This window comes from Nocardioides sp. AE5 (genome assembly GCF_031844485.1).
Classification (GTDB): domain Bacteria; phylum Actinomycetota; class Actinomycetes; order Propionibacteriales; family Nocardioidaceae; genus Nocardioides.
The window spans coordinates 132638-154539 of the sequence record NZ_JAUZVI010000004.1 but is presented as its reverse complement, the minus strand read 5'-3'; the positions used below and the strand labels follow the sequence as shown (position 1 = coordinate 154539).

General features: G+C 69.3%; 22 protein-coding genes. 4 read left to right on the top strand and 18 right to left on the bottom strand.

What is annotated here, in order from left to right; all coding sequences use genetic code 11:
* Window positions 1–142 precede the first annotated feature (142 nt).
* The 6 genes from Q9R27_RS08320 to Q9R27_RS08295 are packed head-to-tail and all read right to left on the bottom strand — an operon-like array spanning window position 143 to window position 6003.
* Window positions 143–1558, bottom strand: a complete 1416-nt coding sequence (locus Q9R27_RS08320; RefSeq protein ID WP_311251896.1) for a hypothetical protein — start codon at window positions 1556–1558, stop codon at window positions 143–145.
* A gap of 48 nt (window positions 1559–1606) precedes the next feature.
* Window positions 1607–3274, bottom strand: coding sequence for a phospho-sugar mutase (locus Q9R27_RS08315; protein ID WP_311251895.1), 1668 nt, complete (start codon window positions 3272–3274; stop codon window positions 1607–1609).
* Between the two features lie 31 nt (window positions 3275–3305).
* The gene (locus Q9R27_RS08310) at window positions 3306–3794 is read right to left on the bottom strand and encodes a hypothetical protein (protein ID WP_311251894.1); all 489 of its coding nucleotides are present in this window, start codon (window positions 3792–3794) and stop codon (window positions 3306–3308) included.
* A gap of 33 nt (window positions 3795–3827) precedes the next feature.
* On the bottom strand, window positions 3828–4802 hold the full coding sequence (locus tag Q9R27_RS08305; protein WP_311251893.1) for a hypothetical protein: 975 nt from the start codon (window positions 4800–4802) through the stop codon (window positions 3828–3830).
* 4 nt (window positions 4803–4806) lie between these two features.
* A complete protein-coding gene (locus Q9R27_RS08300; protein WP_311251892.1) occupies window positions 4807–5133 on the bottom strand; it encodes a PadR family transcriptional regulator in 327 nt (108 codons plus the stop codon).
* A gap of 57 nt (window positions 5134–5190) precedes the next feature.
* Window positions 5191–6003 carry a crotonase/enoyl-CoA hydratase family protein gene (locus tag Q9R27_RS08295; protein ID WP_311251891.1) on the bottom strand — a complete coding sequence of 271 codons (813 nt, stop codon included), beginning with the start codon at window positions 6001–6003 and terminating at the stop codon, window positions 5191–5193.
* Window positions 6004–6051: 48 nt separating this feature from the next.
* On the opposite strand from Q9R27_RS08295, the gene Q9R27_RS08290 reads away from it, so the two are divergent.
* Window positions 6052–6486, top strand: coding sequence for an SRPBCC family protein (locus tag Q9R27_RS08290; protein WP_311251890.1), 435 nt, complete (start codon window positions 6052–6054; stop codon window positions 6484–6486).
* A 10-nt stretch (window positions 6487–6496) separates the two neighbouring features.
* Here Q9R27_RS08290 and Q9R27_RS08285 read toward each other — a convergent pair whose 3' ends face one another.
* The 8 genes from Q9R27_RS08285 to Q9R27_RS08250 all read right to left on the bottom strand — a co-directional run bounded on the left by Q9R27_RS08285 (window position 6497) and on the right by Q9R27_RS08250 (window position 15386).
* Window positions 6497–7300: an NAD(P)-dependent oxidoreductase gene (locus Q9R27_RS08285; RefSeq protein ID WP_311251889.1), complete on the bottom strand. Its 804-nt coding sequence runs from the start codon at window positions 7298–7300 to the stop codon at window positions 6497–6499.
* Window positions 7301–7418: 118 nt separating this feature from the next.
* Window positions 7419–8087, bottom strand: a complete 669-nt coding sequence (locus tag Q9R27_RS08280) for a biliverdin-producing heme oxygenase (RefSeq protein ID WP_311251888.1) — start codon at window positions 8085–8087, stop codon at window positions 7419–7421.
* A gap of 102 nt (window positions 8088–8189) precedes the next feature.
* Complete coding sequence (locus Q9R27_RS08275; protein WP_311251887.1) at window positions 8190–8756, bottom strand: TetR/AcrR family transcriptional regulator; 567 nt, start codon at window positions 8754–8756, stop codon at window positions 8190–8192.
* 1 nt (window position 8757) lies between these two features.
* Entirely contained in the window at window positions 8758–9561 is an 804-nt protein-coding gene (locus Q9R27_RS08270; RefSeq protein WP_311251886.1) for a purine-nucleoside phosphorylase, read from the bottom strand.
* Window positions 9562–9601: 40 nt separating this feature from the next.
* Entirely contained in the window at window positions 9602–10372 is a 771-nt protein-coding gene (locus tag Q9R27_RS08265) for a heme ABC transporter ATP-binding protein (protein ID WP_311251885.1), read from the bottom strand.
* Window positions 10372–11487: an iron ABC transporter permease gene (locus tag Q9R27_RS08260; RefSeq protein ID WP_311251884.1), complete on the bottom strand. Its 1116-nt coding sequence runs from the start codon at window positions 11485–11487 to the stop codon at window positions 10372–10374. Before Q9R27_RS08260 ends, Q9R27_RS08265 begins: the two co-directional genes overlap by 1 nt.
* Window positions 11484–12563, bottom strand: coding sequence for an ABC transporter substrate-binding protein (locus Q9R27_RS08255; protein ID WP_311251883.1), 1080 nt, complete (start codon window positions 12561–12563; stop codon window positions 11484–11486). The genes Q9R27_RS08260 and Q9R27_RS08255 overlap by 4 nt, the downstream gene beginning before the upstream one ends.
* A gap of 105 nt (window positions 12564–12668) precedes the next feature.
* Window positions 12669–15386, bottom strand: coding sequence for an HtaA domain-containing protein (locus Q9R27_RS08250; protein ID WP_311251882.1), 2718 nt, complete (start codon window positions 15384–15386; stop codon window positions 12669–12671).
* 114 nt (window positions 15387–15500) lie between these two features.
* Between Q9R27_RS08250 and Q9R27_RS08245 the strand changes: the two genes are divergently transcribed.
* Window positions 15501–16139, top strand: a complete 639-nt coding sequence (locus tag Q9R27_RS08245) for a class F sortase (RefSeq protein ID WP_311251881.1) — start codon at window positions 15501–15503, stop codon at window positions 16137–16139.
* 11 nt (window positions 16140–16150) lie between these two features.
* Here the strand turns inward: Q9R27_RS08245 and Q9R27_RS08240 are convergent, their stop codons facing one another.
* From Q9R27_RS08240 to Q9R27_RS08230, 3 genes are read right to left on the bottom strand one after another with little or no spacing between them, the layout of a single operon-like run.
* Window positions 16151–17311 (bottom strand): acyltransferase, encoded by a 1161-nt coding sequence (locus Q9R27_RS08240; protein WP_311251880.1) that lies wholly within the window; start codon window positions 17309–17311, stop codon window positions 16151–16153.
* Window positions 17308–17769, bottom strand: a complete 462-nt coding sequence (locus Q9R27_RS08235) for a GtrA family protein (protein ID WP_311251879.1) — start codon at window positions 17767–17769, stop codon at window positions 17308–17310. Before Q9R27_RS08235 ends, Q9R27_RS08240 begins: the two co-directional genes overlap by 4 nt.
* A gap of 10 nt (window positions 17770–17779) precedes the next feature.
* On the bottom strand, window positions 17780–18232 hold the full coding sequence (locus Q9R27_RS08230; protein ID WP_311251878.1) for a gamma-glutamylcyclotransferase family protein: 453 nt from the start codon (window positions 18230–18232) through the stop codon (window positions 17780–17782).
* Between the two features lie 82 nt (window positions 18233–18314).
* Between Q9R27_RS08230 and lpdA the strand changes: the two genes are divergently transcribed.
* Window positions 18315–19712 (top strand): dihydrolipoyl dehydrogenase, encoded by a 1398-nt coding sequence (gene lpdA, locus Q9R27_RS08225; protein ID WP_311251877.1) that lies wholly within the window; start codon window positions 18315–18317, stop codon window positions 19710–19712.
* A gap of 10 nt (window positions 19713–19722) precedes the next feature.
* Window positions 19723–21120 (top strand): NAD(P)H-quinone dehydrogenase, encoded by a 1398-nt coding sequence (locus Q9R27_RS08220; RefSeq protein ID WP_311251876.1) that lies wholly within the window; start codon window positions 19723–19725, stop codon window positions 21118–21120.
* 89 nt (window positions 21121–21209) lie between these two features.
* Here Q9R27_RS08220 and Q9R27_RS08215 read toward each other — a convergent pair whose 3' ends face one another.
* A complete protein-coding gene (locus Q9R27_RS08215) occupies window positions 21210–21842 on the bottom strand; it encodes a helix-turn-helix domain-containing protein (RefSeq protein ID WP_311251875.1) in 633 nt (210 codons plus the stop codon).
* Window positions 21843–21902 lie beyond the last annotated feature (60 nt).

The window sequence follows — 21902 nt, the reverse complement described above, 5'->3', positions numbered from 1 at the left end:
AGCGGGTGATCCCGCGGTGGGGAACCTGCCAGTTGTCAGTCGCGAAGGGACTGCTACGTAGCGGCGATGGCATGCCTGTGTCCCCGGGGTGCGGTTCGCTGTGGGCGGTTGGCGCCGTTCCCGGGGGTCAGGGGCGGGGTAGTCAGGGGTCGGTGAGGCTGGTGGTGCCGTCGCGGGTGACGAGCCATGCGTGGGTGTGGTTGGTCCAGGTGTAGGTGCCGTCGCGGTTGCGGACGTAGCGCCACGTCCCGTGAGTCTTCGCCAGATGATGTCGCCGACAGAGCGGCGCGAGGTTCTCGGGCCTGGTCTGGTCGGGTGGGCCGTGTTCGTCGTAGGGCTCGATGTGGTCGAGGTCGCAGTTGCGGGCATCGACTGTGCACCACGGGAAGACGCAGTGCTGATCGCGGAGAATCACTTGTTCGCGCATGGTTTCGGGTGGATCGTGGTGGTCGACCGCCCAGTCACGGTTGGTGTCGATGACGGGCGTGACGCGAGCGTTGGTGCCGAGGTCGCGTAGCCAGGTCGTGAGGGTGTCGAGGTGGACGGTCCCGAAGAGGTTCGTCGCGGCGACGTGACCACCCGCGGCCGCGGCGTCGGTGGTCGCGCCGGCCATCGTGGCGAGGTCCGCCAGCGTCATGTGTACGTACAGGCGGGTCTTGAGGTAGGAGCGGCGCCGGGTGACGGGCTTGCCGGTGACCGGGTGGACCAGACCACCAGCCTGGTTGTCCCCGTCCGTGCTGCTCCCACCGTTGTCGGTGTCGTCATTGAGCAGGCCGAGCAGGTCCGCAGTCGCCTGCCGGTCCGCGAGCGCGCCGAGGGCTTTGGCCTTCCGCTGCCCCAACGTGTCGGTGTCGCCGAGGCGGCCCATCGTGGCGGCCTCGTCGGCGAGGAGGGAGTGGAACTTCTCCAGGTCCACGCTGTCGCCGATCGCGTCCAGGCGGCTGGTCCCATCCACACCAGCCGTGTGGTCGATAGTGACGTCCCAGTCATCACGCCCCGGTAGGCCGTTGTTCTTGACCAGGTCGGGGTGGAACATCGCGATCGCGGTCTTGATGGTCTTCTCGATCGTCGGCAACCCCCACGTCCCCCGCCGTGCCAGTTCCTCATCCACCCAGGTCGCGGCCTCAAGCGAGAGGCGGTTGGTGTCCTCGGCGACCCGGCAAGCCTTCCAACCAGGGATACGGAGGTCTTCCACCGCGGCCCAGGTGTGCGGGAGGCGGTGGTGCAGGTCCAGTGCCGCAGCGAGAGTTCGTTTCGCTGACCATGTGGAGACACCGGCTGCGGTGGCCCACAACTCGACAGTGAACGCCGCCACCTCCGGCGTCCCCTCCCCGCCGAGGGTGTCGGTGTAACCAGCCAGGTCGAGGATCCCGTCCGCCCACGACGCCGGATCCGCCTCCACAGCCGGGTGCGTCACGCACAGCTGATACGCCAACCGCAGCCGGCGACGCTCAGCGCGCCATTCCTGGTCGGTGTTGTCGGAGATCAGATCGAGCAGCACGTCACCGTCGAGGTCATCCACCTCGAACGGGGCCAGAGCTGCATCGGTATCGATCATGCGAACAGTCCATCAGAGGGGCCCGACACAACCCCTGCGGACTCAGGATCAGATCCCGGCGGCTTCCTTGATCCCGTGGCGCAGTGCGTCGAGGCGCCCGGCCGCCACGATCCGCGCGGCCGCCACCCGCTCGCCGGCGGTGCCGTCGGGGCCGTCCTCCACGGGGACGACGAGCTCGAGGTAGCACTTGATCTTCGGCTCGGTGCCGCTGGGGCGCACGATCACCCGCGCGCCCTCGGCGAGGCGATAGCGGAGCCCGTCGGTTGGCGGCAGCAGGTCCGAGCCCAGGGAGAGGTCATCGCACGACTCGACCGCCAGGTCACCGAGCACGGTCGGCGGGTTCGATCGGAGCCGCGCCATCGCCGCATCGATCGCGGCCAGGTCACTGACCCGGGCCGAGAGCTGGTCGGTGGCATGGAGCCCATGGCGCACCGCGATGTCGTCGAGCAGGTCGACCAAGGTCCGCCCGGCTGCCTTCGCCTCAGCAGCGACCTCGCAGAGCAGCAGCAGGGCCGAGACCCCGTCCTTGTCCTTGACGTGGTCGGGGTCGACGCAATAGCCGAGCGCCTCCTCATAACCGAATGCCAGCCCGTCCAGGCGCCCGATCCACTTGAACCCGGTCAGCGTCTCGACGTACGGCTGGCCGGCCGCAGCAGCCAGGCGCCCCACGAGGGAGGAGGAGACGATCGAGGCGGCGTACGTGCCCTGCTTGCCACGGCGCAGCAGGTGGTCGGCGAGCAACGCGCCCACCTCGTCGCCGCGCAGCATCCGCCACCCCTGCGGGCCGGGGACCGCGGCGGCGCACCGGTCCGCGTCCGGGTCGTTCGCGACGACCAGGTCTGCGTCGACCTCCTCGGCCAACGCCATGGCCAGGTCCATCGCCCCGGGCTCCTCCGGGTTCGGGAAGGCGACGGTGGAGAACTCCGGATCGGGCTGCTGCTGCTCGGCGACCACGGCTGGCGCCGGGAACCCTGCCTCGGCCAGGACCCGCAGCACGGTGTCGTTCCCGACCCCGTGCAGGGGGGTGTAGACCAGGCGCAGGTCGCGCGGGCCATCGCCGACCACGGCGCCGACATCCGCCACGTAGTCGTCCACGACCGCCGCGTCGAGCTGCTCGCCCGGGGCACCGCGGCGTACGTCGGACAACGCACCGACAGCCGCGATCTGCGCCGCGATCTCCGTGTCGGCCGGGGGGACGATCTGGCTGCCGTCGCCGAGATAGACCTTGTAGCCGTTGTCCTGCGGCGGATTGTGGCTCGCGGTCACCATCACGCCGGCCACGCAGCCGAGGTTGCGGATCGCATGGGCGAGCACCGGCGTCGGCAACTGCCCGGGCAGCAGCAGTGCCCGCAGGCCGGCGCCGGTGACCACCTCGGCGGTGTCGCGGGCGAAGACGTCGGAGTTGTGCCGCGCGTCGTACCCGATCACCACGGCGTCCTCATCGGTGGCGCCGTTCGCCCGCAGGTACGCCGCCAGGCCAGCCGCGGCGCGGATTACCACCACCCGGTTCATCCGGTTGGGCCCGGCGCCCAGCGCCCCGCGGAGACCTGCAGTGCCGAACTCGAGGGTGCCGGCGAAGCGGTTGGCCAGGTCCACGGCAGCGTCGCCGTCGCCCGCCTCGACGGCAGCGATCAACTGTTCCAGTTCCGCACGCGTGGTGTCGTCGGGGTCATCGAGCGCCCAGGCGCGGGCAGTGGCCAGCAGGGAAGCATCCATGGGAGGACCCTACTCATCGTGGCATCCCGGGTCAGCGGGGTTCGGCGAGGTCCTCAGGCGCCCAGTGTGGCTTCCCCGTGCTCCGGCGGCGTCGTGACTGGCCGCCGACCTCGACCAGGAACCAGGCGATCGCCACGATCCCGATGGTGCGGAAACAGGTGCGCATCACCATCCAGGTCAGCGCATCCCAGTCGCGGGCGGTCTGCGGGCCGCTGAGCAGGTGGCTGACGGTGACGGTGGCCGCAGTCAGCGCCACCGCGACTGCGAGGACGATGCCGAAGGTCCTCGGGCGGACCACCAGGTGGCGCCCGCCGGAGCGGGGAAGGCGCTCGGCGGGATCACCGTGTGCGACGAGCGCGGCGTACTCGGCCTGGTCCGCGTCCAGCGTGGCATCCGCAGCGCGCAGCGCGTGGGTCTTCGCGGCGATCGAGCGGTGCAGCCCCTCGGCGACACCGGCCCGGCGCCCGGGTGGCAGGGCACGGGTCGCTGCGGCGACGTACGTGTCGGTCAACTGGCCCATGCACCCCTCCACATGCTCGGCGATGAGTGGAGGTTACGCCATCGCCGGGTCGGGCCGGCGCGTCTTGCGGACGGAGTCGACGATGCCCCACAGGGCGACCGCGGCGACGACCATGATGATGACCAGGTTGTGGTGCGTCTCGTCGGCCCAGCCCGGATCCAGCTCGGCAAGGAAGGCGGGGTTCACCAACCGATCGGTGGCGGCCAGCCAGATCACGGGAGCCGCGAACGCCACCTCGAGTACGCCATTGCCCAGAGTCAGCGCAGGAGTCCAGCGCCCGGTGCGGAACTTGACCACCTCAAGCGCGGCCATGGCGACCAGGACGGCGATCAGGGCGGGCAGCCAGCCGGACCACAGGCCCGGGTCCAGCATCGGTATGGCGTCGCCCGCCGGGTCATCGAACCAGGAGAGGAAGTGTTGCCCGATCAGGAAGGCGATGGTGGCGCCGAGGAAGGCGATGCCGAGAACGGTCTCCGAGGTCATGAAGTCGGTCTCGCGTGGCGGGTCGGGCAGGTCGTCGGGCGACCAGGAGATGGCAAGGTTGTCGGCGGCCTCGGCGGGTGCGGACTTGCGCTCGACGAGCACCCAGATCAGGGTCACCCAGAAGAACATGTGCACGGCCACGTTGAACGTGGCCCACGTGGCAGCACCGATGATCCCGCCCACCGAGCGGTCGGCGAAGATGCCGACCACGACGGTGACGGCGGCGATCACCGGGAGTACGGCGAAGCCCAGGGTCCGGAGCAGGCGCACGTACGCCGGGAAGACGGCTGGCCCGATCAGGTGCAGCGGCTTGCCGGTGTAGCCAGCAGCCATCCGGACCGGATCGTCGAGCTCGACGATGGCGGCGTACTCCGCGGCCTCGCGGTCCTCGGCCAGACCTGATTCCAAGAGGGAGTCGATGCGGTCGGCGACCGTGGCGCGGAGCTCGTGGGCCAGGTCGGTGCGCTGGTCCTCGGGCAGGGACCGGGTCACGGCGTGCACGTACTTGTCGGTCAGGGTGGCCATGGGTCTACCTCAGCTTCTCGATGGAGATGTGCAGCGTGCGCCATTCGTCCAGCAACGCCTTGAGCAGCGCCTCGCCCTCGGGGCTGACCCGATAGAACTTGCGCGGTCGTGACTCCTCGGTGTTCCACTCGCTGACCAACAGCCCCTGCTTCTCCAGGCGGCGCAGCAGGGGATAGAGGGTGTTGCCGTCGACGCTGAAGCCGGCCTGCTCCAGGGACTCCAGGAGGGCATAGCCGTAGGTCGGTCGGCTCAGGGTGGCCAGTGCGGCCATCACCACGGTGCCGCGTCGCAGCTCCTGGAGGTGGCCGGCAAGAACATCGGAATCAGTCACGAGAAACACGATAGTGTGTGTCGCACACTATCGTCAACTGCACAGTGCTGTGCCCGGTCAGTGCCTGGCGCGGGGACCGAAGGCCGGAGCCGCCTTCTTGAACGCCGCGGTCCGTGCGGCACGGGTGTTGGCGCTGATCAGCAGGAAGAGCTGCTCGGCCCGCTCCCGGGCGAAGGTACGCCGCGTGCTGTCGGTGTAGGAGGCGTTGAAGAGTCGCTTTGCCGCGGCCAGCGCATCGGGGGAGCGAGCGGCCAGCTCGCGGGCCAGGTCGTCCGCGGCGGCGACCGGGTCTGAGGCCACCTCCGTGGCCAGGCCGAGGTCGAGGGCCTCCTTGCCCGAGAGTGTGCGCGCGGTCATGGTGAGCAGCTTCGCGGTGTCGATGCCGACCACTTCGGAGAGCGAACGGACTCCGGACATGTCCGGGATCAGGCCCCAACGTCCCTCGAGCACGGACCACTGGGAGTCCGGGGTGGTGATCCGGAAGTCGGCCGCCAGGGCAATCTGCAGGCCGCCCCCGTAGCAGTGGCCGTGCACCGCGGCGATCACCGGCACGGGCAGCCGTCGCCACGCCCAGCAGGCCTCCTGGAACGTATTTGTGCCCCGCAGCGGGTTTGGCGCGAAGGCGCCGATGATGCCGGTGGGCCTCTTGAGCACCGAGGCGAAGTCGAGGCCGGCGCAGAAGGAATCGCCCTCGCCGGAGATCACCACGGCGCGCAGGGTCCGGTCGCGACGCAGTTCGCGTGCGGTCTCGACCAGTTCGTCGAGGGTCTGCAGGGTCAGCGCGTTGAGCTTTTCCGGGCGGTCCAGGCGGACGTGGGCGATGCCCTCGGAGACGGAGCTGGTGACCAGTGCGGTCGAGGAGTCAGGCATGGGCCCAGCCTAGGACCGTGATTGCCCGGGACGGGCATGATGGTCGACGTGATCCGTGCCCCATCGACGCTGTATCGCTTCGCGGGCCGCTGGCGCATCGACGTTCCGGTGGACCGGCTCCACGAGCGCTTGGTCGACCTGGAGCACTATCCCCAGTGGTGGCCCGAGGTGCGTGCCGTGGCCAAGGTCGGACCGGATGACGCCAGGGTCCTGGTGCGCTCGAGGTTGCCCTACACGCTCGACCTGTACCTGCATGCGGTGCATCGTCTCCCGGACCTGCTGCAGACCAGCATCTCCGGGGACCTGGTCGGATGGGTGCGCTGGCGCCTGGTGCCGGACGGGGCAGGCGCCCTGCTCTCCTTCGAGCAGGAAGTGGAGGTGGGCTCACGCTGGCTGGGCCTCGCGTCGTACGTGGCGCGCCCCCTGCTGGTGTGGAACCACGAACAGATGCTGCGCTCCGCGATCTGCCAGTTGTCTGCCTGACGCCCGGCGCTCATTCCCCGGTGCGGTCGAGCGCGGAGCGGTGGAACGCGGGCAGGGCGAAGGGCCCACCGACGTACGCCGCCTCGTCGGCATCGGCGGGGGCGGGGGCGACCCGGCCAGCGAACTCCTCCGCATCGTCCCTCGGGTGATAGCCGAGTTCCCGCCCGGGCGTCAGGTCCCACCAGGCCCGGGTGTTCGCCGAGATGCCGTAGATCATGGCGAAGCCTGGCGCCGGCGCGGTGAGGGCGGCGTCGACCATGCGCACGCAGTCGTCGTGGGAGAGCCACGTCGACAGGTGGCGGACGCTGGCTGGCTCGGGGAGGAAGGAACCGATACGGCAGGCGATCGCGTCGATGCCGTGCCGGTCGGCGTACAGGCTGAGCAGTGCCTCGGCAGCGACCTTGCCTACGCCATAGAAGGTGTCCGGGCGCGGGCGGGCGTCGATGCCGAGCAGGTGGGTGCGCGGCGTACGTCCCACGGCATGATTGGAGGAGGCATACACGATGCGGTCCACCTGGTGCTCCACCATGGCGTCGAGCAGGGCTGCCGTGGTGATGACGTGGGAGGCCAGGGTGGCGGGCAGGCTGGCCTCGTCCGGGTGCGAGGCCAGGTGTACGACGGCATCGAGGGGTTGGGCGCCGACCGCATCGGCGACCGCGTCGGGATCGACGCAGTCGACCGTGTGCCAGGTCCCGTCGAAGCCGTCAGGGGTGCGGGCCAGGTCAAGCCCCACCACCTCGTGTCCGCGGTCGACGAGCCCCAGGGAGACGACCTGGCCGATGCTGCCGGCCGCGCCGGTGAGGAGGACCTTCATGGCGCCAGCCTGTCAGGTCGGGCAACCGCTCGCGGGGCAGAAAACACCACGACACGCCGTACACACGGCGTGTCGTGGTCCCCGGCCTCGGCCGAGGGGCTGTCTGGGGGGCAGCTGCTCAGCGGCGATAAGTGTCCAGGTTCGCGCCGAGCTCGGCGAAGAGCGCCTGGTTGAGGTTGAAGGCGACCTTCACCTCGTCGACGATGCGGGCCTTCTGGTCCTCGTCGAGGTCGGCGCCGAGGGTGTCCAGCGCGGCGCGGTAGTTGTCCTTGTAGGGCTTCACCTTCTCGATCGCGGTGAAGGCGTAGAAGGCGATGCCCTTGCCGTCGAGCTCGAAGGTGCGGTCCAGGATCCGGCCGATGGCCTGGCCGCCGGAGAGGTCGCCGAGGTAGCGGGTGTAATGGTGGGCGACGAAGAGCGGCGCCCAGTTGGCGGTGGCCTTGATGCGGGCCACGTAGGCGTCCACGGCGGGGGAGTCGACGGTGCGGTCCGCGTCGCCGACCCAGTGGTCGAGGTCGGCGTCGATGGTGGCCAGGCGGACCAGGGCCTCGTCGAGTACGGCGTCCACGGCAGGGTCGCCGGCCAGCTTGCTGCCGACCTCCTCCAGGGCGGCATAGATCGGCCGCAGGCGCAGCAGGTAGTCGGCGTAGCCGAGTTCGTTGAGGCGGCCGTTGAGCAGGTCGTCCATGTAGCCGGACGTCTCTGCGGCGGTGTGCTCGGCCTGGGATCCCTCGCGCATCGCGACGGAGAGTGGCTGGGTGGTGACGGCCTCGTCGAGGATGGTCATGCGTGGCTCCTGGTGTGCCTTGGCGGTGGCTGACAAACTGTCAGGATCATTCTGACAAACTGTCAGGCGAAACGCAAGGCCGCTAGTTAGGTTTACCTAACTCTAAGTCCGGGTGGAGAGGCCGCGCAAGAGGAAATCCTCGACCTGGGTCGGGTCCACCTGCCGGGCGGACAGGCCGGCATGGACCATCGCCATGGCGGCCGCCTCGTCGTCGTACGCGAAGACCCCCGCGGCGAGTCCCTGCTGCAGGATGGAGCGCAGCACGTCCTCGATGGCCACCACGTGCTCACGGATCGCCTGCCGCGACTCGGGCGCGAGCAACCCATAGAGCTTGGGGCCGAGGCCCACGTGGAACTGCTCGCCGGAGTCCAGGTTGTGCCGGATGTAGACGCGCAACGCCTCCGCCGGTCCTGCGGTGTCGGCGAGGACCGCCTCCAGGCGCTCGATGTAGCGCGCGGTCTCGTCCGAGGCGAACGCGACCACGACCGCGTCCTTGTCGGGGAAGTGGTGATAGATCGCGGTGCGTCCGATGCCTGCACCGGCGGCGATCTGGGCCATCGTGATCGCGTCGAAGCTGCGCTCGTTCATCAACGAGGCAAGGGACTGGAAGATGGCGTGATGGACCTGGTTGCGGTGCTCGTCGACGCTGTTCGCGGTGATCTTGGGCATGTCAGATCAGCGGCACGATCCGGCCCAGGAGGTCGCCCATCCGGGTGGCGGCCGCGCGGCCAGCCTCGAGGACCTCTTCATGGTTGAGGGGAGCCGGGCTGATCCCGGCAGCGAGGTTGGTGACCAGGCTGATCCCGAGCACCTCCAGTCCCGCTTCCCGGGCGGCGATCGCCTCCAGGGTGGTGCTCATCCCGACCAGGTCGCCGCCGATGGCGCGGACCATCCGGACCTCGGCCGGTGTCTCGTAGTGGGGGCCGGGGAACTGCACGTAGACGCCCTCGTCCAGTTCCGGCTCCACCTCGCTGCACAGTGCACGCAGGCGCGGGCTGTAGAGATCGGTCAGGTCGACGAAGTTGGCGCCCTCGATCGGGCTGGTCGCAGTCAGGTTGATGTGGTCACTGATCAGGACGGGCGTGCCCGGCTGCCAGGTCTCGCGCAGGCCGCCGCAGCCGTTGGTGAGCACGATCGCCCGGCACCCGGCAGCAGCCGCGGTCCGTACGCCGTGCACCACCGCAGCCACGCCACGTCCCTCGTAGAAGTGGGTCCGGCCGAGGAAGACGAGCAGGTTGCGATTGCCTGCGCGGACCGACCTGACCTTGCCCGAGTGGCCGGCCACGCCGGGCGGAGCGAAGCCGGGCAGGTCGGCAGCGTCGACCTCGCTGGTCACCTCGCCCAGCGCGTCGACGGCAGGTAGCCAGCCCGAACCCAGCACCAGGGCGACGTCATGGTGCTCGACGCCGGTGCGGCGGGCGAGTTCGGTTGCCGCCTCATGGGCGAGTCCGGTGCTGGAGGGTTCAGTGCTCACGACAGCACTCTATCCAGAGCCCGGACGTCTGGCGGAAGCCTCAACGCCGCGGGGTGACGTGCACCCGGCCGTCGCGCTCGAAGACCTCGATCGGCGTCTCGTAGACGTCGGACAGGGTCTCGGCGCGGCACACGTCGCCGACCGTGCCCGCGACGTGGACCTGGCCGTGGTGCATCAGCACCACCTGGTCCGCGAAGGCGGCTGCCGAGTCGATGTCGTGCAGCACGATTCCGATCGCCGCACCACGACGGGCCAAGTCCCGGGCCAGCGAGAGGGTCGCCTCGGCATGCCCGATGTCCATCGCCGAGGTCGGCTCGTCGAGCAGGATCACCGACTCCGTGTCCACCGGGGTGGCCTGGGTGATCACCCGGGCAAGGGCAGCCCGTTGCCGCTCGCCGCCGGACAGTGTGGTGATCTCCCGGTCAGCCATGGCAGTCATCTGGGTCAGTTCAAGCGCCTCGTCGCAGATGTCGCGGTCCGCGGGACTGCTGCCGGACCACGGCGTACGGCCCATCTCGACGACCTCGCGGACCGTGAAGGGGAAGGCGACATGGCTGTCTTGCGGCATCACGGCCCGACGCCGTGCCGCCTGGCGGGCGGGCAGGTGGCGCAGGTCGTCGTCGCCGAGCCGGGCAACGCCGGCGTGGGGCTTGATGCTGCCGGCAGCGACAGCCAGCATGGTCGACTTGCCCGCGCCGTTCGGCCCGATCACGACGGTGACCTTGCCGGCGGGGAACTCCACCGTGACGTCGTCGAGGATCTTGCGTTGCCCGATCCGCACCTCGATGCCGGACAGGGTCATCCCGCCCATCAGCGCAACCCTCCCTGGCCGTGCAGGGTGCGCCTGAGCAGGAGCAGGAAGAGGGGACCACCGACGATGGCGGTGAAGATGCCGATCGGCAGGTCGGAGAAGGCGATCAGGTTGCGTGTCGCGATGTCGGCCGCTGCCAGCAGGACCGCGCCGCCCAGCGCGGAGAGCGGCACCAGGTAGCGGTGCGAGGGGCCGACCATCAACCTGATCGTGTGCGGCACGATCAGGCCGACGAAGGCAATGATGCCGCCGAACGCGACGGCGACGCCGGTGAGCAGGCAGGCGAGCAGGATGGCGACCAGGCGCAAGCGCTCGACGTGGATGCCTGACGCAGATGCCGATGCATCGCCCAGGGAGAGGACATCGATCGGGCGGCGGATCACCATGCAACCGATGAACCCGGCAGTGAAGATCACCAGGGTGATCCCGACCGCTTCCCAGGTGGCATTGGAGAGTGTCCCCAGTTGCCAGAAGATGACCTGTTCGCGCGCCGTGGTGTCGCCCAGGAAGATCAGGAAGCTGGTGCCGGCGGAGGCGATCGCGTTGATCGCGATGCCGGTGAGCACCAGGGTCAGCACGGCGGCCTTGCCCCCGGTGCGGGCGAAGGCCCACACCACGACGGTGACCACGATCGCGCCGAGGAACGCCGCGCCCGGCAGCAACCACGGCGAGGTGACGGCGGCACCCAGCACCAGCACCAGTGTTGCCCCGACCGAGGCGCCGGCGTTGACCCCGATGATGCTCGGCTCGGCGAGGGGGTTGGCGAAGACGCCCTGCATCACGGCGCCTGCCACCGCCAGGGCGGCGCCAGCGAGCAGGCCCAGCGCGATGCGCGGGAAGCGGATGTTCCACAGGACCGCGTCCACCTGGTTGTCGAGCGGGTCGGCCCCGTTGAAGACCACGCGCCGGATCGAGGCGAACACGTCGCCCGGCGCGGTGGCGAACTGGCCCAAGCCGATGGAGAGCATGACCACCCCGAGGACGGCAGCGACCAGGATCAGGGTCACCACGGCGACGCGCACCCGCTTGGGCCCACCCGGTGCCGGTGTGCGTCCCCTGCCCTGGCCGGTCGTGGGCGGAGCAGTGGTGGAGGGGGCTGAGGTCGTCGAGCTCACTTGTCGTCCGTGTAGATGGCCTTGGCCAGGGCGAGGAGACTCGCGGGGGTCCGCGGTCCATAGGCGAGCAACTGGTTGTCTGCGGCACTGATCACGCGACGATTCTGCCCTGCCGTGGTTGCTGACATGCCAGGACGCTTGAGGAAGCCGTCCACGCCGCCGGCCGATTCGATGCCGTGTGACATGGCGAGCACGATCTCCGGGTTCAGACTGACCAATGCCTCGGCGTTCGCAGGCTTGAGGTCCGTGATGCCATTGGCGGCAGCAACATCGGCCAGGCCGAGCGCTTCGAGGACGTCGCTCGCGCCGTAGTCACGACCGAGGATGAAGAAGATCCCGGCCGTGCCGCGCACATAGAGCACCACGGCCTTGGGGGTGCGGGGAGTGGCGGCCCGCATTGCCTCGATCTCGGTGCGGGCTGCGATCATCTCGGCGTCAACGGCGGTGATGAGTTCCGCGGCATGTTCGGAGGCGCCCATGCTCTGGGCGACGAGGTCGATGGTGCCGTCGATGGCCTCGAAGCTGGGCACGAGCTCGAAGCGGACGACAGTGACGCCGGCCGACTCGAGTTGCCGATAGTTGGCCTCGCTGCCGATCGTGGTGTTGGTGAGCACCAGGTCCGGGCGCAGCGAGAGGATCGCCTCGATGCTCAGGTCGTGCCCGCCCGAGGTGATCACGGGCAGGTCGGCCATCAGGGGGTTGAGGTCGGAGTTCGCCCGCCCGACGAGCCGGTCCACCAGGCCGAGCCCGATGATCGTGTCGGTGAGGGTCCCGTAGAGGTCGAGGGCCAGCACCCGGTCGGCGCTGGTGATGGTGACCGCCTTGCCGGTGGCGTCGGTGACCGTCGCGGGGAAGGACGTCTGCGGATCCGTGACCACGGGGGCCATGTCGGGGATCGTGGCCGCCTTTGCGGGCCCGGTCAGTTCCAGTGCGTTCGAGGCATCCGGTGCCGGCGCTGCGGTGGAGGTGTTCTCCTCGGTGCCTTCGAGTCCCGTGCCACGGTCGGTCGTCGCGCAGCCGCCGAGGAGGATCAGGACGGCGGTGATGCCCGCTGCGAGGCGGTGGTGGTTCTTCATCTCAGGTCTCCTGCGGTGGGTGCCGCGCTGGAACGGGTGCCGGGGTGGGGCGCCAACTCATGAGTCGGCACCCCACCCCGAGGGATCAATCAGGTGGTGCGGTGATCAGAGAGTGCTGAACCGACGGCGCACCATCAGCAGCACCGCCATCAGGAGCCCCGCACCGATCAGCTCGAGGCCACCGGCCGACGTACCCTGGCCCAGGGCATGGCCGCCGAGGTTGGCGTTGAGTGCGCCCTCCCCGGTGAACTCCGAACCGTCGGGGTTGACCCGGTTGCCGTCCGCGTCATAGCAGACCTCCTGCGTCGAGGCGGCCTTCGCGCCCGAGAAGGACACGGTCAGGGCGTCCAACGGGTCACCGGCGTTGTAGAAGTTGGAGAACGCGCGGGCACCGGCTGCAGTGAGTGTGGCCGAGGCCTTCGCGCCGCTGCTGGAGGCGTTGGAGAACTTCAGGTCCGCGATGGTGATGTTGTTGCCACCGGTGTTGTTGCCGTCCATGTCCTGCGACACGACGTCGGCGACCATGGTGCCGTTGCCGCCGCCGCTGCTGACCACACGCAGGTTCGACAGCCGGGTTTTCAGTGCTCCCGCGTGGCCGGTGAAGTGGACGGTGCCCGGGAAGCTGACGGTGCCCCGGCCGGACGAGCTCAGCGAACCCGAGCCGGCGCCCCAGGTGAAGGCGTTGCCGCTGCGAGCCGCGCCGTTGGAGACGCTGATGGAACCCTTGGCGACGCCACCTTCCATGTAGGTGACGAACGAGGACTTCACGCCCCAGGTGAGGTGTGGCGTACCGGCGGTGGCAGGGACCGTCTCCATCCGGCAGGTCACGGTCGGGGCCGCGGCGGCGACGGTGAAGTTGAGCGTCGCGGTGCCACTGGCGGCGACGAGTTCGACACGGTGCCTGCCCACCTCGAAGTCGGTCGGCACCTTCCAGGTGAAGACCACGTTGCCGGCCGAGTTGGCCGCCTTCGTGCCGAGGGAGACCGGCTCGGAATGGACGGTGGCGGCCACCTTCTCGCCGGGCTTGAAGCCCGAACCCCGGATGGTCAGGGTGGCGCCGGCCGTGATCTGCGAGGAGCTCACGGTGACCTTGGGTCCCGAGGTGCCAGGTGTGTCTCCGTCCTCGTCCCCATCGCCGTCCTCGGTCCCGAAGAGGGCGTCCTTCTGGGCATCGGTGAGGGTGATCGCGACGGTGGCCAGGTGGGTGTCGGCGGTGAGGTTGCCGTGGGCTGCCCAGACGACGATCTCGTAATCGGCATCCTTGTCGAGCTTGTCGACGGTGGCGATGACGTCCGTGGAGAAGGTGCCGTTGGTGATTGCCATCCGGCCGAAGAGGAAGTTCACCTTGGCGGCCAGCTCGGTGTCGGCGTTGAGCTCTTCGTCGCTGATCGAGGTGTCGCGCAGGGCGACGTAGATGCCCACGGCATCCTTGCCGGAGGAGGCCTTGGGCAGGTCCGAGTAGCCGGTGCCGTCGACCTTGACGGTGAGGCCGTCGGTGGCGTCGGCCCCGGTGACGGTTGCGGTCGTGTCGAGTTCGTCGGTCTCCTCCGCGGAGCCCGGGAAGAGCACGGCGCGTTGTGCGTCGGTGAGGGTGATCGCGACGGTGGCCAGGTGGGTTGCGTCGGTGAGGTTGCCGTGGGCGACCCAGGTGATGACCTCGTAGGACGTGTTCGGGTCGAGCTGGTCGGGGGTCGCGTTGAGGGTTGCGGTGAAGCCGCCGTCGGGGAGGCTACGGATGGCTGCGACGTCGAGGATGGCGCTGCGGTTGCTGATGTCGGCCTGGCTGGCTCCGGCAGGGACCAGTGCGGCGTAGATTCCACCGGCCATGCCCGAGGTGGAGGGGGGCAGGTCGGTGTAGCCGGTGCCGTCGACCTTGACGGTGAGGCCGTCGGCCTCGGAGGCACCGGTCACGGTGGCCGTGGTGGTGAGCTCCTTGGCAGGCGCCGGGAAGAGGGCCTCGACCTGATCGTCGGTTAGCGTGACCGGGACCTCGTCGATGAAGGTGTCCTCGGTGATGTTGCCGTGTGCCGACCAGGTGACGATCTTGTAGGCGACGTCGTCGGAGGAGAGCTTGGCCGCGGCCGCGTTGACGGTGGCCGTGAAGACTCCGTCGGTGATCGTGGAGACGGCGGCGACGGCGAGGTAGGCCCGGTCGTTGAGGTCCTGGAAGGTCCCGTCGGCGGGGATCAGCGCGGCGTAGATGCCACCGGCGCGGTCTGAGGTCGGCGTCGGCAGGTCGAGGTAGCCGGTGCCCTTCACCTCGATGCTCAGCCCGTCTGCCTGGCTCGCGCCGGTCACCCGAGCGGTGGTCTCGAGGTCGGGAGCGGTCGAGCCCGGGAAGAGTGCTTCCTTCTGCTCGTCGGTGAGGTTGACTGGTGCCTCGTCGATGAAGGTGCCCTCGGTGAGGTCGCCGTGGGCGCGCCAGACGACGACCTTGTAGTCCTTGTCCGCGGAGAGCGAGCTGGTGGGGGCGGTGAGGCTCTTGGTGAAGGCGTCGCCGGGCAGGGACATCACCCAGTCGCTGGCCGGGGGAGTGGCCGGCGGATTGATGTCGGCGTACGTCGCGGTGGTGGGCACCAGGGCGACGTAGACGCCCATGGACGGGCCTGCGCTCGTGGATTCGGGCAGGTTGGTGTAGTTGGTGCCGTTGATCTCCACGGTGAGGCCGTCGGCCTCGGAGGCACCGGTCACGGTGGCCGTGGTCTCCCAGCCGCCAGCGGCGTGGGCAGGGGCCATGAGGGCCAGGCCAGCAAGGGTGAGTGCCACGGCCGAGAGGGCGGCAGCAAACCTCCTCCACCAGGCGGGGGATGCGTGCGAATCCACGAGCGTGCTCCTTGATGAATGACGAGACGGGATCCCGAGATGAGTACAACCTAACTTAGGGTATCTTTACCTATGTCGTCGGGGGAAGTTTCCGCACAGTGAGATCGTGAGCACATGAGTCGCAGCCGGATGGAACGGATCGCCACCATCGCCGTCGCGGCGGTAGCGGCGCTGCTGGTCGTGATCGGTGCCTGGCGTCTCCTCGCCCCCGACGACGACGTGACCACGCGGGACCTGAACGGCGATCCGGTGGCGCTCGAGCCGGGGACCGTGCCCACCGATGACCAGCTTGAGCGGATGCGCGCCGTCGATGACGAGGGGGAGCGGTTCCGCGTCCCCGAGGCCGACCTCGACGTCCCGCTCGGTGGGCTCGACGTGGTCGACAACACGATCAACCCGCCCGGCTTCACCTCCGCATACCTGGTCCGCAACCTCGGTGTGCCCCTTGACGAAGCTGCCGAGGGGACGGTCTATGTGGTGATGCACTCCCTGCGTGGGGGGGTGGGCCCGGGCAATCACCTGATCGACGTCGAGTCCCAGTCCTCGCGCCTCGAGCAGGGGGCAGAGATCGTCATCGGCGATCACACCTGGCTGGTGACCGGGGACCTGACGGTGGCGAAGTTCGACCTCGGCGCCCAGGGGCACCTCTTCGATGAGAGTTCGGGGCGTCTCGTGGTGATCACCTGTCAGCAGCGCCCCGATGGCTCCGCGGCCGTGGACAACCTGGTGATCACGGCTCAGTTGGTCGCCTGAGCAGTCGCCGCTCAGACGATCTTGCCGATCCGGGTCCGACTGACCAGCAACCAGCCCAGCGCGAAGGAAGCGACCAGGCCGGTGACCAGCAGGGTCGCCGCTTTGACCTCGGCGATCAGGGGCAGGGGACGGAAGGCCACGGCCAGCCCGATCAGCACCGGTCCCTGGAGGATGAAGGCGGCGAACGAGCTGCGTTGCAGGCGCCGCCAGATCGGGCCCGTGCCGTCCAGATGGCGTTGCGCGAAGCGGAGCAGGAACAAGGACCCGAAGACGACGAGCATGCCCTCATAGAGGGCCAGCAGCGCGGACTCCAGGTGCCAGCCGCCGAGGAAGGGGCCGGCATCGGCATCGAGGTCGTCGACGCCCAGGAGCAAGGCGACCGCGGGACCGGTCACCAGGCAGGCCAAGGTGATCCAGCCGCTGGCACGGCCCAACGGCTCCGGGACGTGTTCGGCAAGGCCTTGGCGCGCTCCTGCCACCCCGATCGCGAACATGCCGGCCAGTTGCGGCCACTGCCATACGTGCAGGTCGAGGACCTGGTGGCCGCGTGCGGAGAAGACCAGGCGGACCACGAAGGTGGTCACGGCGATGGTCAGTGCCCACCGGGTTGTCGCGGCCAGGCTCAGGGGGCGGGGCAGGGAGGTCGGTGCCGGACCCCACCTGTGCCAGGCCAGGTAGCCAAGCGTGAAGATGAGCAGCACCTCGACGAACCAGAGGCCGCCCGAGTCCACGAACCTGTCCCGCCCGGTGAGCAGGAACGCATAGCCGACCCTCTCGCCGGCCGAGCGATAGGCCACCCACATGCAGATCGGCCAGACGGCCAGGGCGAAGACGATGAAGGGGAGCCCGAGGCGCAGCAGCCGATCGGTCGCGAACCGCCGGGATCCCTTCCGCGCTGCCGAGGCCGGGGTGAAGAGGCCCGCGATCAGGAAGAAGGTGCCCATCAGGAAGAGAGCGCTGGGACCGATCACTGCGGCCAGGGCCAGTTCGACCTTCGGGTGCAGGGTGGTCTCCTGCACCTCGTCCCAGGCCCAGCCGCCGACGGCCGAATACCCCAGGACGGCATGGCCGCCGATGATCCACGCAACCAGGAGGGTGCGCACCGCATCGAGCCCCGAGGAGCGGCGCGGGCCGTCGGTGCGGGTCTCGGTGGGCAGGACGGGAGCATTCATGCCGACCGCCCCTCGGGGGCGAGGAAGACGAAGGCACGGAAGGCCCACCACCTGGCCAGATTGCCCAGGCCGAGCCCGATCACGTTGGCGGAGAGATTGTCCGAGAGCGGGTCGTCCAGGCGCAGGAGGTAGCGGCTGATGGCCAAGCAGATCACCGGGATCACCATCGTCGCCGCGCCGATCGAGAAGAACGCCACTGGTCCGCTGACCGCACCACGCACCTGGCGCTCACGGAATGCCCAGGCCCGCAGGCCGGCGTACGCCACCAGGCCACCCAGCAGGTTGGCCAGGATGTAGGCCTCGATCGGTCGCTCGTGCAGGCGTCCCGAGCCGGGCCCCAGCCCGTGCACCAGGTGGTTGAACCCGACCAGGGCGACGATGGTCGCCCCGGCGCCGACGGTGAGGAACTTCAGTACCTCGACCAATGCCGGGCGCCGTGGGAAGAATCGTGTGGACATCTGCAGCTCGTCAGGTCCCCGTGGTCCGACATGGCCGCGCACGCAGGCCCGCGACGTAGTCGTCGGGGGCGCCCGCGGCCTCCGCGGCGTCCGCCAGCACTCCGATGTTGTACGCCGAGGGAAGGCCGCCCTCGAAGGCGTCCAGGACGTAGGCCCAGGCCACCGATTCGCCGAGCAGCGTCGAGACCCGCACCCGGGTCTTGCGGTAGAGACCGGAATCGGCCATCTCCCAGCCGTCCAGGACCGATTCGTCACGTGGGGTCACGTCGTACACGGCGACGAAGACCTGCTCGAACGGGTCCTGCACGATCGTGGTCAGGGCGCCATCCCAGCCGTGCTCCTCCCCGCCGAAGGTGAGGCGCCAGCCGGTCAGCCAGCCGGTGGTCTGCAGGGGGGAGTGGGGACAGCGCTCGCCCATCCGGAGGGGATCGAGGTTGGTCCCGTAGGCGGCGTACAAGGTCACCCGACGAGGTTAGGCCATCGCCACCGGCCGGGCGGAACGCCTCGCCCTCCCGCCGTCGTGTGCGGATGGTTAGTCTGGTCCCGTGACCCACTTCAATGTCCTCGTCCTTGGTGCCGGTCCCGGTGGTTATGTCGCGGGGATCCGCGCGGCCCAACTCGGCCTGTCCGTCGCAGTCGTCGAAGAGAAGTACTGGGGCGGTGTCTGCCTCAACGTCGGCTGCATCCCGTCCAAGGCGCTGCTCAAGAACGCCGAACTCGCGCACACGCTCACCCACGACAAGGCGAAGTTCGGCATCGAGGGTGACGCCACCATGTCCTATGGCCCCACGCACAAGCGGTCCCGCCAGGTCAGCGCCGGCATCGTCAAGGGCGTCCACTTCCTGATGAAGAAGAACAAGATCACCGAGATCAACGGCCGGGGCACCCTGACCGGCGCCAAGAGCATCGACGTGGTCGACGACGAAGGCAGCACCACGTCGTACACGTTCGACAACCTGATCATCGCCACCGGAGCGCACTCCCGGCTGCTGCCCGGCATCGAGACCAGCAAGAACGTGGTCACCTATGAGGAGCAGATCCTCGACGAGGAGCTGCCCGGCTCGATCGTGATTGGTGGCTCCGGCGCGATCGGCGTCGAGTTCGCCTATGTGCTGGCCAACTTCGGCGTGGACGTCACCATCGTCGAGTTCGCCGACCGGATGGTGCCCACCGAGGACGCGGACATCTCCAAGGAGCTGCTCAAGCACTACAAGAAGCTCGGCATCAAGGTGCTGCTCTCCACCAAGGTGGAGGGCGTCGAGGACACCGGCTCGGGCGTGAAGGTCACCGTCAGCCCAGCCGCCGGTGGTGACGCCGAGGTGATCGAGGCCGACCGGATGCTGTCCGCCTTCGGGTTCGCGCCGAACGTCGAGGGATACGGTCTGGACGCCGCTGGCGTCGAGCTCACCGACCGGGGCGCGATCGCCGTCGACGGTCGCGGGCGCACCAACGTCGAGGGCATCTATGCGATCGGCGACGTGACCGCGAAGTTCATGCTCGCCCACGCCGCAGAGGCGATGGGCATCGTCGCTGCCGAGACGATCGCCGGGGCCGAGACCCAGGAGATCGACTTCGACATGATCCCGCGGGCCACCTACTGCCAGCCGCAGATCGGCTCCTTCGGCTATTCCGAGGCCCAGGCGAAGGAGAAGGGGTACGACGTCAAGACGGCGACCTTCCCCTTCTCGGCCAACGGCAAGGCCCAGGGCCTCGGCGAGGCGGTCGGCTTCGTCAAGGTGGTCGCCGACGCCGAGCACAACGAGTTCCTTGGTGCGCACATGATCGGCCCCGACGTCACCGAGCAACTGCCGGTGCTGACCCTGGCCCAGCAGTGGGACCTCACCGCCGACGAGGTCGCCCGCAACGTCTTCGCCCACCCGACCCTCTCGGAGGCGGTCAAGGAAGCAGTGCACGGCATCACCGGCCACATGATCAACTTCTGAGGTCGCGGCGGTGACCACGGACCACGTCGTCGTCATCGGAGGCGGCCCGGGCGGCTATGAGGCAGCCCTGGTCGCCGCCCAGCTCGGTGCCGCGGTCACCGTGGTCGACAGTGACGGCCTCGGTGGCTCCGCCGTGCTCACCGACTGTGTCCCCAGCAAGACCCTGATCGCCACGGCCGAGGTGATGACCGAGGTCGCCGGCGCGAGCGAGCTCGGCGTCGCCCTCACCAGCAGTGGCGGTGACCCGGCGACCAGCCTGCGGGTCGACCTGGCCCGGGTCAACGACCGGGTACGCCGCCTCGCGGCCGAGCAGTCCGCCGACATCGCCCGGCGCCTGGAGCGGGACGGGGTCCGGGTGATCCGGGGACGCGGCCGGTTGGTCGCGCCGGACCGGATCGAGGTCACCGATGCCGACGGGGCACGCCAGGTCCTCGAGGCGGACGCCGTACTACTCGCCACCGGTGCGTCACCCCGGACCCTGCCCACGGCGCAACCGGACGGGGAACGGATCCTCACCTGGGAGCAGGTCTATGACTTGTCCGAGGCCCCCGAGCACCTGATCGTGGTCGGCTCCGGCGTCACCGGCGCCGAATTCGCCTCCGCCTACCTGGCGCTCGGCATCGAGGTCACCTTGGTCTCCTCGCGCGACCGGGTGTTGCCCGGGGAGGACGCCGACGCCTCCGCCGTCCTGGAGGACGTCGCGGTGCGCAAGGGGATGAACGTGCTGTCGCGGTCCCGGATGGAGTCCGTGGTCCGCGATGGCGACACGGTCACGGTCACCCTGACCGATGGCCGCACCGTGACCGGGTCGCACTGCATCCTGGCCCTCGGCTCCGTGCCGAACACCTCGGACCTGGGGCTGGAGGAGGCCGGTGTCGAGGTGGACGAGGGCGGCTTCATCGCCGTGGACAAGGTCTCGCGGACCTCTGCCCGTGGGGTGTACGCCGCGGGTGACTGCACCGGCGTACTCATGCTTGCCTCGGTGGCCGGGATGCAGGGCCGGATCGCGATGTGGCACTTCCTCGGCGATGCGGTCACCCCGCTGGACCTGAAGAAGGTCTCCTCCAACGTCTTCACCGCGCCCGAGATCGCCACGGTCGGCTGGTCGCAGCAGGCGGTCGACGCCGGGGAGATCGAGGCCGAGAGCGTGCTCCTGCCGCTGGCTGGCAATCCCCGGGCGAAGATGCAGGGCGTCAGTGATGGCTTCGTGAAGCTCTTCTGCCGCCCGAGCACCGGGATCGTCGTTGGCGGAGTCGTGGTCGGCCCTCGCGCCTCGGAGCTGATCCATCCCGTGGCGATCGCCGTCGGCGAGTCGCTCTCGGTCGACCAGCTCGCCCAGGTCTTCACCGTCTATCCCTCCGTCTCCGGCTCGGTCGCCGAAGCGGCGCGGAGATTGCACCGCGTCTGATCCTGCTACGCTCCGCAACCTTTGCGGCGCCGCTGCACTGATCTCGATGCACTTGTGCGGTGGTGTTGACGAAGGAGCGTGTCGCACCACTACTCAAGCGACGATGACCCCGCGTTACAAGGGGAGTTGGTGGGGTCGGGGGAGGGGGACCGGGGCCCGCGGATCGCGCGCCAGGTAGCGTCCAGCACCCCGGCCATGTCCAGGTCCGGATCGAGCAACCACTGCACCTGGAGCCCGTCGGCCAGCGCGAGCAGCGCAGCGGCGGTGGCCGCGGGATCGACGTACGCCGGGAGTTCGCCCTGCTCACGCAGGTCCTCGAGGAGGCCCCCCAACAGACCCCGCGCCTCGGCGTACCGCTCGGTGAAGAAGCCGTGTGCGGCGTGGTCCGGGTCAGTGGCCTCGGCAGAGAGGCGCGTGTAGAGCTCGACCAGTCCCGGGACCCGGGCGTTGTCGGCGACCGTGCGCAGGAAGAACCCGACCAGGTCCTCACCCGGTCGCAGCCCGGTCGCGGTCACCTCGTCCCGGCGGCGCACCAGCTCGGTGAACAGTTCCTCCTTGCAGCCGAAGTGGTGGAGTAGACCGGGTTGGCTCAAGCCGCTGGCCTCGGCCAGGTCGGCCACCGAGGTCCGACCGAAACCGCGCTCGGCGATCACGGAGAGCGCTGCGTCGAGGATCTGCTCGCGCCGGGCTATGCCTTTGGCGTACGGGCCGCGGCGAGCCATCGGGACCCCCTCGGAGACGAACCTTGTCAGGAGTGCGTGACCTGTGTCACCCTCAATCCC

Bases quoted from the DNA above. Each gene is read 5' to 3' on its own strand.
- Q9R27_RS08320 (WP_311251896.1), bottom strand. From the start codon at position 1,558: ATGATCGATACCGATGCAGCTCTGGCCCCGTTCGAGGTGGATGACCTC.
- Q9R27_RS08315 (WP_311251895.1), bottom strand. From the start codon at position 3,274: ATGGATGCTTCCCTGCTGGCCACTGCCCGCGCCTGGGCGCTCGATGAC.
- Q9R27_RS08310 (WP_311251894.1), bottom strand. From the start codon at position 3,794: ATGGGCCAGTTGACCGACACGTACGTCGCCGCAGCGACCCGTGCCCTG.
- Q9R27_RS08305 (WP_311251893.1), bottom strand. From the start codon at position 4,802: ATGGCCACCCTGACCGACAAGTACGTGCACGCCGTGACCCGGTCCCTG.
- Q9R27_RS08295 (WP_311251891.1), bottom strand. From the start codon at position 6,003: ATGCCTGACTCCTCGACCGCACTGGTCACCAGCTCCGTCTCCGAGGGC.
- Q9R27_RS08285 (WP_311251889.1), bottom strand. From the start codon at position 7,300: ATGAAGGTCCTCCTCACCGGCGCGGCCGGCAGCATCGGCCAGGTCGTC.
- Q9R27_RS08280 (WP_311251888.1), bottom strand. From the start codon at position 8,087: ATGACCATCCTCGACGAGGCCGTCACCACCCAGCCACTCTCCGTCGCG.
- Q9R27_RS08275 (WP_311251887.1), bottom strand. From the start codon at position 8,756: ATGCCCAAGATCACCGCGAACAGCGTCGACGAGCACCGCAACCAGGTC.
- Q9R27_RS08265 (WP_311251885.1), bottom strand. From the start codon at position 10,372: ATGGGCGGGATGACCCTGTCCGGCATCGAGGTGCGGATCGGGCAACGC.
- Q9R27_RS08255 (WP_311251883.1), bottom strand. From the start codon at position 12,563: ATGAAGAACCACCACCGCCTCGCAGCGGGCATCACCGCCGTCCTGATC.
- Q9R27_RS08245 (WP_311251881.1), top strand. From the start codon at position 15,501: ATGAGTCGCAGCCGGATGGAACGGATCGCCACCATCGCCGTCGCGGCG.
- Q9R27_RS08240 (WP_311251880.1), bottom strand. From the start codon at position 17,311: ATGAATGCTCCCGTCCTGCCCACCGAGACCCGCACCGACGGCCCGCGC.
- Q9R27_RS08235 (WP_311251879.1), bottom strand. From the start codon at position 17,769: ATGTCCACACGATTCTTCCCACGGCGCCCGGCATTGGTCGAGGTACTG.
- Q9R27_RS08215 (WP_311251875.1), bottom strand. From the start codon at position 21,842: ATGGCTCGCCGCGGCCCGTACGCCAAAGGCATAGCCCGGCGCGAGCAG.